Here is a 9,861-nt window from a genome sequence, read left to right on the forward strand (position 1 = left end):
TGTCAGTTCCAGAGGTGCTGGCTGACATACCGCTATCGGGGGCAAGCCCCTCCCACATTGGATTTACGCTGTTTAGAGGCTTTCGAGGATGTCCGCCATATCGTCCGCATGCTCTTCTTCCTGCGCGAGGATCTCCTCAAACAGGCGGCGAGTGGTCGGGTCTTTGTCGCCGATGTACTGGATGATCTCGCGGTAGCTGTCCACCGCGATGCGCTCGGCCACCAGGTCTTCGTAGACCATTTCCTTCAAGCTGTTACCCGCCACGTATTGCGCATGGGAGTTCTTCGACAGCAGGTCGGGGTTGAACTCCGGCTCGCCGCCCAACTGCACGATGCGTTCGGCGAGTTTGTCGGCGTGTTCGGCTTCCTGGGTGGCGTGCTCCAGGAATTCCTCTGCGGCGACGGCGGCTTTTACGCCGCTGGCCATGAAGTAGTGGCGCTTGTAGCGCAACACGCAGACCAATTCGGTGGCCAGCGACTCGTTGAGCAGGCGGATGATCTCTTCGCGGTCGGCGTCGTAGCCTTCGGTCACGGCGCCGTTTTCGACGTTCTGGCGGGCGCGGCTGCGCAGGGTCGCAACGTCAGTCAAATGTGCTTCAGTCATCTCTATCTCCTGGTGCTAATCCGGTTTTGCGCCACGCTCTGCTGGCGTGATCGCTCCAAGTTGTGAGTCCCAGGCAACGCAAAAAGTTTTATCGGATTCATCCCCGGCGTCATCAGCCCGACTTGAGGTTGAGCTAGGCTGCACGGCAAGACTTCAGTTTCGAGGACGTTCGCTTCATGCCGCAGTCGTTAGCCACGCGTTACCCCCTGGTGCTGGTGCCCGGCATGCTCGGGTTTGTGCGCCTCGGGTTGTTCCCCTATTGGTACGGCATTGTTCCGGCCTTGCGGGCGGGCGGGGCGCAGGTGTTCCCGGTGCAGGTGGCGCCGCTGGACTCCAGCGAGGTGCGCGGCGAGCAGTTACTGGTGCATATCGAACGTATTCGCCGTGAAACCGGCTTGGATAAGGTCAACCTGATCGGCCATAGCCAAGGCTCGCTGACCGCGCGTTATGCCGCGGCCAAGCGCCCGGAATGGGTGGCGTCGGTGACCTCGGTGGCCGGGCCCAACCATGGATCCGAGCTGGCAGACCATATCCACCGCCATTACCCGGCTGACGGCGCCAAGGGCCGGATCATGAGCGCGCTGTTTCACCTGGTCGCCTGGGTGATGGGCGTGCTGGAGACCGGCTATCGCGGGCCGCGCTTCAAGCCGCACTTGCAGGCATCGCACCATTCCCTGACCAGTGAAGGTGTGGCCCTGTTCAATCGCCAGTATCCCCAAGGCTTGCCCCAGACGTGGGGCGGGCAGGGCGCGGAGGTGGTCAACGGCGTGCGCTACTACTCGTGGTCCGGTACGTTGCAGCCGGGTATCACCGACCGTGGTCGCAACCTGTTCGACGGTACGAATCGCAGCTGTCGCTTGTTCGCCCGCAGCTTTGTGCGGGAAAAGGGCCAGTGCGATGGCATGGTCGGGCGCTACAGCTCGCACCTGGGCACGGTGATTGGCGATGACTTTGCCCTGGACCACTTTGATATCGTCAACCAGTCCCTGGGGCTGGTAGGCAAGGGCGCCGAGCCGATCCGATTGTTTGTGGAGCATGCCCGGCGCTTGAAAGCCGCGGGTGTTTAAGACCGGCGGCGCACCGGCGTGGTCCAGCGCTCCGACAAGATCACCCCGCCCAGGGTCAGCAAACCACCCACCAGGTGATACAGGGCCAACTCTTCCTTCAGCACCACCGCCGCAATCAACGCGGTAATCAACGGCAGCAGATTGAAAAACAGCGTGGTACGGCTTGGCCCCAAGGTCTTCACCGAATGCATCCATGCCAGTGGCGCGAGCATCGATGCCAGCAAGCAGGCGTACAGCACCAGCGGGATATTCGCCCAGCCAAGGCCGGCTTTGGCCGAGAACAGGAACAGCGGAAACAACACCACCACCGCCACCAGTATCTGCAAATACAGCAACACCAGCGGCGGCAGGCGTAGCTGCCATTTTTTCAGCAGTGTGCTGTAGACCGCGTAGGCCAATGTGGCGACCAGCATCATGGCGTCGCCCAGGTTGACGCCGTGCTGCAACAGCGCGCCCAGGCTGCCGGACGACACCACCACGACCACGCCAGCAAACGACAGCACTGCGCCGGTGAGCGCGCCGAAGGTCAGGCGCTGGCCGAGGCTGATGATCGCGGCGGTCAGCGCCATCAATGGCATCAGCGACAGGATGATGCCCATGTTAGTGGCGGTGGTCAGGGACGCGGCGTAATACGCGAGGCTCTGGTATACGGCCATGCCCAGCACGCCGAGGATGACAATCTTGCCCAGGTTCGGGCGAATCTGTGCCCAATGGGCGATCACTGGCTTAAGCATAAAGGGCGTGAACAGCAGCGCCGCCAGCAGCCAGCGGTAAAAGCCGATCTCCGACGGGAAGATCGCACCCACGGCCAGTTTGTTGACCACGGTGTTGCCGGCCCAGATAAAAATGGCCAGCAGGGGATACGCGTATTGCATCGAAAGAAACCAAGTGTGTTGATGAAGCGGGATTATCCTCTGTCTGGATCGAAGCCTATACTGCGATCCAGACAAATCACCTTTGCATCCAGACAATATGGCCAGACATACCGTACGCCTTGCGGATTTTCGCAACCTGCCGAGCCCGGTGTACTTCCGGTATTCCGACTTCGCCCCCGACACCGAGTGCACCCCGCACCAGCATTTCTGGGGCTCGCTGGATTACTCCGCCAGTGGTGTGATGCGCATGGAGGTGGCCGGCAACCGGTTTATGTCGCCGCCGCAATATGCGGTGTGGATCCCACCCAATACTGAGCACAGTTCCTACAACGCCCAGGCGATTGTCTATCACTCCGTGGGCCTGGCCCCGGCGCTCTGCGAGCAACTGCCGCCCCAGCCTTGCACCCTGGCGATCAGCGATATTCTCAAGGCGATCCTGCGCGACTTCGCCCGGCGTGACGTGAATATCCCGCACGCCGAAGCCGACATCCGCCTGGCCCAGGTGCTGGTGGATCAACTACGGCAGGCACCGATCCACGACGGCTTCCTGCCTTATGCCCGTCACTCAGGCTTGCTCGGTGTACTGGAAGGCATGCAGACCGACCCTGGCGACAACCGCCCGCTGGCGCAATGGGCTGAGCAGGTGCATGTGAGCGAGCGCACCCTGGCGCGTCAGTTTGTGCGCGAGTTGGGCATGAGCTTCGGTGAATGGCGCCAGCGTCTGCGCTACCTCGCGGCCATCGAAGCCCTCGACAGCCAACGCAGCGTGCAGCAGGTGGCGTTCGACCTCGGCTACAGCACCGCCTCGGCGTTTATCGCCATGTTCCAGCGCCACGCCGGCTGTACGCCGGAGCAGTACCGCCGGACGAATATTCGCCGTGGATGAAGATGTAACAGGCTTTGACTACACTGCGGATAGGCCGCGCCCCTCGGCGTGGTAACCGGGAGAAAACTCCATGAAGATGCTGCGTATTCCGTTGTTGATGATGGGCCTGTTGCTGTGTTCCCAAGGCTTTGCCGCCACCGCCCAGCAAAACAAAATGACCACCTGCAACGCCGAAGCCACCACCAAGACGCTCAAGGGCGACGAGCGCAAGGCGTTCATGAAAACCTGCCTGTCGGCCCCGGCGGCCAATGACGCCAAGACCCTGACGCCGCAGCAGCAGAAGATGAAGGATTGCAATGCGTCGGCGAAAACCAAGGCGCTGACCGGCGATGCGCGCAAGACGTTCATGAGTACCTGCCTCAAGGGCTGACCACGATTTCGCAGTCGCCGACGATCAAATGTGGGAGCCCCCTCCCACACTTGATCGCATTCACCACCTATCCACTCGCTTGATTCCCTCAAGGCTGGCAGACTGCCCATCCTTTAAAGCCGTTCGTTTTGAGGCTGTATGCCAACGTTTTCTCAGCGTCATGTGTTGTTGCTGGCCAGCTACATCATCATCTTCGGCGGATTGCTCCTCGTATTGCCGCTGAAATTGCTGCCCAGCCTGCTGGCCGGCCTGTTGGTCTATGAACTGGTCAACATGCTCACCCCCCAACTGCAACGGCTGATCGAAGGCCGCCGCGCACGCTGGCTGGCGGTGGCGTTGCTCGGCACCCTGATCGTCAGCGTGCTGGCCCTGATCTTCGCCGGCGCCATCAGCTTCCTGCTCCACGAAGCAGAAAATCCCGGAGCCTCCCTCGACAAATTCATGGGTGTGGTCGACCGCGCACGCGGCCAACTGCCGCCGTTCCTCGACGCCTACCTGCCGGCCAGCGCCGCCGAATTTCGCGTGGCCATCGGCGAGTGGCTGAGCAAGCACCTGAGCGAACTGCAACTGGTCGGCAAAGACGCCGCGCACATGTTCGTCACCTTGCTGATCGGCATGGTGCTCGGCGCGATCATCGCCCTGCAGCGCGTCCCCGACCTGACCAAACGCAAACCCCTGGCCGCCGCGTTGTTCGACCGCCTGCACCTGCTGGTCCAGGCCTTTCGCAACATCGTGTTCGCCCAGATCAAGATCGCCGCGCTCAACACTGCATTTACCGCCGTGTTCCTCGCCGTGGTGCTGCCGTTGTGTGGCATTCACCTGCCGCTGACCAAGACCCTGATCGTGCTGACCTTCCTGCTCGGCCTGCTGCCGGTGATCGGCAACCTGATGTCCAACACCCTGATCACCATCGTCGCGCTGTCGCTGTCGATCTGGGTGGCGGTGGCGGCGTTGGGCTATTTGATCGTGATCCACAAGGTCGAGTACTTCCTCAACGCACGCATCGTTGGCGGGCAGATCAGTGCCAAGTCGTGGGAATTACTGCTGGCGATGTTGGTGTTTGAAGCGGCGTTTGGTTTGCCGGGGGTGGTGGCGGGGCCGATTTACTATGCGTATCTGAAGAGTGAGCTGAAGCTCGGTGGGATGGTTTAACCCTCTTCGCGCGGAGCCCACTGGTCACAAGTGGTATTTGTCGGGCAGCCGACTCGTCCATACCTGTTATTTCTGACAGTAGACCGTGTGCGCATTTGCTGGTCTGCTCCTAAACGAATATTTTTCGAAAAGGAGCTACACCATGTCTTTGCAGACCGTAGATGCCAACAGCTTTGAACGGAGTGTGCTGCAGGCCCCGATCCCGGTGATCGTGTTATTCAGTGATGTCAGCAAGAACAGTTCAAAAAACATGATCGCCAGTTTGGAAGCTGCCGCTGAGGATCACGGCGCCGCTCTCCTGGTCTTGAACAAGGCGTTCGACAAAGATGGCAGCCTCGAAAAAGACCACACCTATGACGTCCAGTCCGCCCCCACCACGCTGCTTTTCAAGGACGGCAAACTGGTGCGCACGGTCGTCGGGTTTTATAACTACTCAGATGTCTTCAAAGCTTGGGTCGATGAGCTGGCCAATGGGTAAGCAGCCCTAAATCGCCTCGTGTTGCCACGAGGCGATTGTTTCACTCGACTGCGCCGTACCGCTTGCTCGCCTCAATCGCCAACCCACTGCCAATGCTGCCAAAGATATTCCCTTCCACATGCCGCGCATTCGGCAGCATCGCCGAGATGCTGTGGCGCAGCGCCGGGATGCCGCTGGAACCACCGGTAAAGAACACGGTGTCGACCTGCTCCACGCTCACCGAGGCGTCGTTGAGCAACTGCGTGACACTGCCGCGCACACGCTCCAGCAAGGTGTCGATGGACGATTCGAACAGCGCCCGGCTCAAGTCGACGCTCAGGCCCGCTTCGATACGGTCCAGCGCCACGTGGCGGCTGTCTTCGCGGGTCAGCTGGATCTTGGTTTCTTCCACTTCCATGGCCAGCCAGTGCCCGGCGCGCTGTTCGATCAGCTTGAACAGGCGGTCGATGCCGCCGGTGTCTTCGATGTCGTAGCGCATGCTGCCCAGGGCCAACTGGGATTTTTGCGAGTACACCGAGTTGATGGTGTGCCAGGTGGCGAGGTTCATGTGGTGGCTGGTGGGCATGTAGGCGCCGCTTTTCATGCGGCTGCCGTAGCCGAACAGCGGCATCATGCCTTGCAGGCTGAGCTGTTTGTCGAAGTCGGTGCCGCCGATGTGCACGCCGCCGGTGGCGAGGATGTCGTCCTGGCGGTTGTCGTTGTGGCGACGGTCCGGCGACAGGCGCACCAGGGAGAAGTCGGACGTACCACCGCCGATGTCGACGATCAGTACCAGCTCTTCCCTGGCGATGGTGGACTCGTAGTCGAACGCGGCGGCAATCGGCTCGTATTGGAACGAGATGTCCTTGAAGCCGATCTTGCGCGCCACGTCGACCAGGGTGTTTTCCGCTTCCTGGTCGGCCATCGGGTCATCATCGACAAAGAACACCGGACGGCCCAGCACCACTTCTTCGAACTCGCGGCCCGCCGTGGCTTCGGCGCGGCTCTTGAGCTGGCCGATAAACAGCGCCAGCAGGTCGGTGAACGGCATGGCCGTGCCCAATACGCTGGTGTCGTGCTTGATCAGCTTGGAACCCAGCAGGCTCTTGAGCGAGCGCATCAGGCGGCCTTCGTAGTTTTCCAGGTATTCGTGCAGGGCCAGGCGGCCATACACCGGGCGGCGCTCCTCGAAGTTGAAGAACACCACCGACGGCAGGGTGATCTTGTCGTCCTCCAGCGCGATAAGCGTCTCCTCGCCGGGGCGGATCCAGCCGACGGTGGAGTTGGACGTGCCGAAGTCGATGCCGCAGGCACGGGCTGGGGATGGGTTTTTCATGTCTATCGGGTTCCGGTCGAAAAACGGCCGCGCAGTGTATGCCAGTCGAGCGCGGATGCGTAGGCCGACCATCCGTTAAATCGTGCTTGAAAGTGGGCGATTTGCCCCCACATCTGGTGCATACGGCAAGTGCCGATAAAACTCCGACGCACCCCCAGGCCACACCACTCAACAGGTGCAAACCAACGCACGTTGTGCCCCGGGCTGTGCGATCTCGATTAAGGATGGTGAAACGCCGATGGATTTCAAAGACTACTACAAGATATTGGGTGTCGAGCCGAGCGCCGATGACAAGGAAATCAAGGCCGCCTATCGCAAGCTCGCGCGCAAATATCACCCGGATGTGAGCAAGGAAAAAGACGCCGAATCCAAGTTCAAGGACGCGTCCGAAGCCTACGAAGCGCTCAAAAGCGCCGACAAACGCGCCGAATACGACGAACTGCGCAAATACGGCCAGCACGGCCAGCCGTTCCAGGGGCCACCGGGCTGGCAGAGCCGTGGCGGCTTTGGCGGCGGTCAAGATCAGGGTGACTTCTCGGACTTCTTCAGCTCGATCTTCGGCTCGCGCGGCGATGCGTTTGGTGGCGGCCAGCGCCGACCTGCCGGGCGTAAAGGCCAGGACGTGGAGATGCAGTTGTCGGTGTTCCTGGAAGAGACGCTGTCCACCGAGTCCAAGCAGGTCACCTTCCAGGTGCCGCAATACGACGCTTCGGGCCGACATGTCAGCAACACCACCAAGAGCCTGAACGTGAAGATCCCTGCCGGCGTGGCCGACGGTGAGCGCATCCGCCTCAAAGGCCAGGGCGCGCCGGGGATTGGCGGCGGGGCCAATGGCGACCTGTACTTGATCATCAAGTTTGCGCCGCACCCCAAGTTTGAAGTGGAAGGCGAAAACCTGGTGATCACCTTGCCCCTGGCACCGTGGGAATTGGCGTTGGGGGCGGAAGTGACCGTGCCGACCCTCACCGGCAAGATCAACCTCAAGGTGCCGGCCGGCAGCCAGAACGGCCAGCGCATGCGCGCCAGGGGCCATGGCTTGCTGAACAAGGCCGGCGAGCGTGGTTTCCTGTACGTGCAGCTCAAGGCCGTAATGCCCAAGCAGGCTGACGACGAGACCATCGCGCTGTGGCAGGCGCTGGCCAAGAAGGCCAACTTCAACCCACGCGAGAACTTCTGAAGCGCGGCGGTGAGGGAGCACGCTCTCTCACCGCCGGGGGTCGAGTCAGAACAGGAAGTAACGCTGCGCCATCGGCAGTACGTCAGCCGGTTCACACCACAGCAACACCCCATCGGCCTTGACCTGATACGTCTGCGGGTCCACCTCGATGTCCGGCAGGTAATCGTTGTGGATCAGGTCGGTTTTCTGCACCTCGCGACACCCCTTGACCACCGCAATCTGTTTTTTCAAACCCAAGGCTTCCGGCAACCCGGCCTCCAATGCGGCCTGACTGATAAACGTCAGGCTGGTGGCATGCAGCGAGCTGCCGAAACTGGCGAACATCGGGCGGTAGTGCACGGGTTGCGGGGTCGGGATCGACGCATTGGCGTCGCCCATCAGGCTCGACGCAATCGCGCCGCCCTTGAGGATCAGCGTCGGCTTGATGCCAAAAAACGCCGGACGCCACAGCACCAGGTCGGCCCATTTACCCACTTCGATGGAACCGACGATATGGCTGATGCCATGGGTGATTGCCGGGTTGATGGTGTACTTGGCGATGTAGCGCTTGGCGCGGAAGTTGTCGTTGCCCGGACCGTCACCGGGCAGGGCGCCGCGCTGTTTCTTCATCTTGTCGGCAGTCTGCCAGGTGCGTGTGATCACTTCGCCGACGCGGCCCATGGCCTGGCTGTCGGAGCTGATCATCGAGAACGCGCCGAGGTCGTGCAGAATGTCTTCGGCGGCGATGGTCTCGCGGCGGATGCGGCTTTCGGCGAAGGCGACGTCTTCGGCAATGCTTGGGTCCAGGTGATGGCACACCATCAACATGTCCAAGTGCTCATCGATCGTGTTACGGGTGAATGGCCGCGTCGGGTTGGTGGAGCTGGGCAGCACGTTGGGGAAACCGCAGGCCTTGATGATGTCCGGCGCGTGGCCGCCCCCGGCACCCTCGGTGTGGTAGGTGTGAATGGTGCGGCCCTTGAGCGCGGCGAGGGTGGTTTCGACGAAGCCGGACTCGTTGAGGGTGTCGCTGTGGATCGCCACCTGCACGTCGTATTGGTCGGCGACGCTCAGGCAGTTGTCGATGCTGGCGGGCGTGGTGCCCCAGTCTTCATGCAACTTCAAACCGATGGCGCCGGCCTTGACCTGTTCGATCAACGGCTCCGGCAGACTGGCGTTGCCCTTGCCGGTAAAGCCGATGTTCATCGGGAACGAATCGCTGGCCTGGAGCATGCGCGCCAGGTGCCACGGGCCCGACGTGCAAGTAGTCGCGTTGGTGCCGGTGGCCGGCCCCGTGCCGCCGCCGATCATGGTGGTGACGCCGCTGGTCAGCGCTTCTTCGATCTGCTGCGGGCAAATGAAGTGCACATGGCTGTCGATGCCACCTGCGGTGAGGATCATGCCTTCACCGGCGATCACTTCGGTGCTGGCGCCGATAGCCATGGTCACGCCGGGCTGGATGTCCGGATTGCCGGCTTTGCCAATGGCGTGGATGCGGCCGTTCTTCAGGCCGACGTCGGCTTTGACGATGCCCCAGTGGTCGATGATCAGCGCGTTGGTGATCAGGGTGTCGACCACCTCGTGGGCGAGCAACTGGCTCTGGCCCTGGCCGTCGCGGATCACCTTGCCACCGCCGAATTTGACCTCTTCGCCATAGACGGTGAAGTCCTGCTCGACTTCGACGAACAGCTCGGTGTCGGCCAGGCGGACCTTGTCACCGACGGTGGGGCCGTACATGTCTGCGTAGGCTTGGCGGCTGATTTTCATGTGTGTGCCCTGGAAAAATTATGTTGAATGTGAGTCCGCTATCGGGGGCAAGTCGAATCGTCGCACCGCCCCTCCCACATTTTTGATCTCATATATCAGATAGATCTCAGCCTGCTGTAGATCTGCTGTAGATCTGCTTTTGCTCTGGCTCTTACATCCTTTCGCTGACGAAGTCAGCGCTCTTTTGATCTG

Annotated in this window: 10 protein-coding genes; 6 read left to right on the forward strand and 4 right to left on the reverse strand. The window is 61.3% G+C overall.

Features of this window, described 5'->3' with window-relative positions; translation table 11 throughout:
* Positions 1-72: 72 nt before the first annotated feature.
* A complete protein-coding gene (locus IQK56_RS28005; protein WP_122308205.1) occupies positions 73-603 on the reverse strand; it encodes a ferritin-like domain-containing protein in 531 nt (176 codons plus the stop codon).
* 176 nt (positions 604-779) lie between these two features.
* Between IQK56_RS28005 and IQK56_RS28010 the strand changes: the two genes are divergently transcribed.
* On the forward strand, positions 780-1,670 hold the full coding sequence (locus IQK56_RS28010) for an esterase/lipase family protein (protein WP_193862042.1): 891 nt from the start codon (positions 780-782) through the stop codon (positions 1,668-1,670).
* Here IQK56_RS28010 and IQK56_RS28015 read toward each other — a convergent pair.
* Positions 1,667-2,545, reverse strand: coding sequence for a DMT family transporter (locus IQK56_RS28015; RefSeq protein WP_150674944.1), 879 nt, complete (start codon positions 2,543-2,545; stop codon positions 1,667-1,669). The two genes, IQK56_RS28010 and IQK56_RS28015, sit on opposite strands and share 4 nt — an antisense overlap.
* 97 nt (positions 2,546-2,642) lie before the next feature.
* Between IQK56_RS28015 and IQK56_RS28020 the strand changes: the two genes are divergently transcribed.
* From IQK56_RS28020 to IQK56_RS28035, 4 genes are all read left to right on the forward strand, one after another.
* The gene (locus IQK56_RS28020) at positions 2,643-3,431 is read left to right on the forward strand and encodes an AraC family transcriptional regulator (protein WP_193862043.1); all 789 of its coding nucleotides are present in this window, start codon (positions 2,643-2,645) and stop codon (positions 3,429-3,431) included.
* 70 nt (positions 3,432-3,501) lie between these two features.
* On the forward strand, positions 3,502-3,801 hold the full coding sequence (locus IQK56_RS28025) for a PsiF family protein (RefSeq protein WP_017849707.1): 300 nt from the start codon (positions 3,502-3,504) through the stop codon (positions 3,799-3,801).
* A 138-nt stretch (positions 3,802-3,939) separates the two neighbouring features.
* Positions 3,940-4,953 (forward strand): AI-2E family transporter, encoded by a 1,014-nt coding sequence (locus tag IQK56_RS28030; RefSeq protein WP_049710256.1) that lies wholly within the window; start codon positions 3,940-3,942, stop codon positions 4,951-4,953.
* Between the two features lie 142 nt (positions 4,954-5,095).
* On the forward strand, positions 5,096-5,431 hold the full coding sequence (locus tag IQK56_RS28035) for a thioredoxin family protein (protein WP_150674945.1): 336 nt from the start codon (positions 5,096-5,098) through the stop codon (positions 5,429-5,431).
* Positions 5,432-5,471: 40 nt separating this feature from the next.
* Here the strand turns inward: IQK56_RS28035 and IQK56_RS28040 are convergent, their stop codons facing one another.
* Positions 5,472-6,746: an Hsp70 family protein gene (locus tag IQK56_RS28040; protein WP_150674946.1), complete on the reverse strand. Its 1,275-nt coding sequence runs from the start codon at positions 6,744-6,746 to the stop codon at positions 5,472-5,474.
* A 238-nt stretch (positions 6,747-6,984) separates the two neighbouring features.
* Here IQK56_RS28040 and IQK56_RS28045 point away from each other — a divergent pair, with 238 nt between their 5' ends.
* Positions 6,985-7,923 carry a DnaJ C-terminal domain-containing protein gene (locus tag IQK56_RS28045; protein ID WP_122308210.1) on the forward strand — a complete coding sequence of 313 codons (939 nt, stop codon included), beginning with the start codon at positions 6,985-6,987 and terminating at the stop codon, positions 7,921-7,923.
* 45 nt (positions 7,924-7,968) lie between these two features.
* Here IQK56_RS28045 and ureC read toward each other — a convergent pair whose 3' ends face one another.
* Entirely contained in the window at positions 7,969-9,669 is a 1,701-nt protein-coding gene (gene ureC, locus IQK56_RS28050; protein WP_099583633.1) for an urease subunit alpha, read from the reverse strand.
* Positions 9,670-9,861: the final 192 nt, after the last annotated feature.

Source organism: Pseudomonas cyclaminis (assembly GCF_015163715.1).
Lineage (GTDB): Bacteria > Pseudomonadota > Gammaproteobacteria > Pseudomonadales > Pseudomonadaceae > Aquipseudomonas > Aquipseudomonas cyclaminis.

Bases quoted from the DNA above. Each gene is read 5' to 3' on its own strand.
- IQK56_RS28005 (WP_122308205.1), bottom strand. From the start codon at position 603: ATGACTGAAGCACATTTGACTGACGTTGCGACCCTGCGCAGCCGCGCC.
- IQK56_RS28010 (WP_193862042.1), top strand. From the start codon at position 780: ATGCCGCAGTCGTTAGCCACGCGTTACCCCCTGGTGCTGGTGCCCGGC.
- IQK56_RS28015 (WP_150674944.1), bottom strand. From the start codon at position 2,545: ATGCAATACGCGTATCCCCTGCTGGCCATTTTTATCTGGGCCGGCAAC.
- IQK56_RS28020 (WP_193862043.1), top strand. From the start codon at position 2,643: ATGGCCAGACATACCGTACGCCTTGCGGATTTTCGCAACCTGCCGAGC.
- IQK56_RS28025 (WP_017849707.1), top strand. From the start codon at position 3,502: ATGAAGATGCTGCGTATTCCGTTGTTGATGATGGGCCTGTTGCTGTGT.
- IQK56_RS28030 (WP_049710256.1), top strand. From the start codon at position 3,940: ATGCCAACGTTTTCTCAGCGTCATGTGTTGTTGCTGGCCAGCTACATC.
- IQK56_RS28035 (WP_150674945.1), top strand. From the start codon at position 5,096: ATGTCTTTGCAGACCGTAGATGCCAACAGCTTTGAACGGAGTGTGCTG.
- IQK56_RS28040 (WP_150674946.1), bottom strand. From the start codon at position 6,746: ATGAAAAACCCATCCCCAGCCCGTGCCTGCGGCATCGACTTCGGCACG.
- IQK56_RS28045 (WP_122308210.1), top strand. From the start codon at position 6,985: ATGGATTTCAAAGACTACTACAAGATATTGGGTGTCGAGCCGAGCGCC.
- ureC (WP_099583633.1), bottom strand. From the start codon at position 9,669: ATGAAAATCAGCCGCCAAGCCTACGCAGACATGTACGGCCCCACCGTC.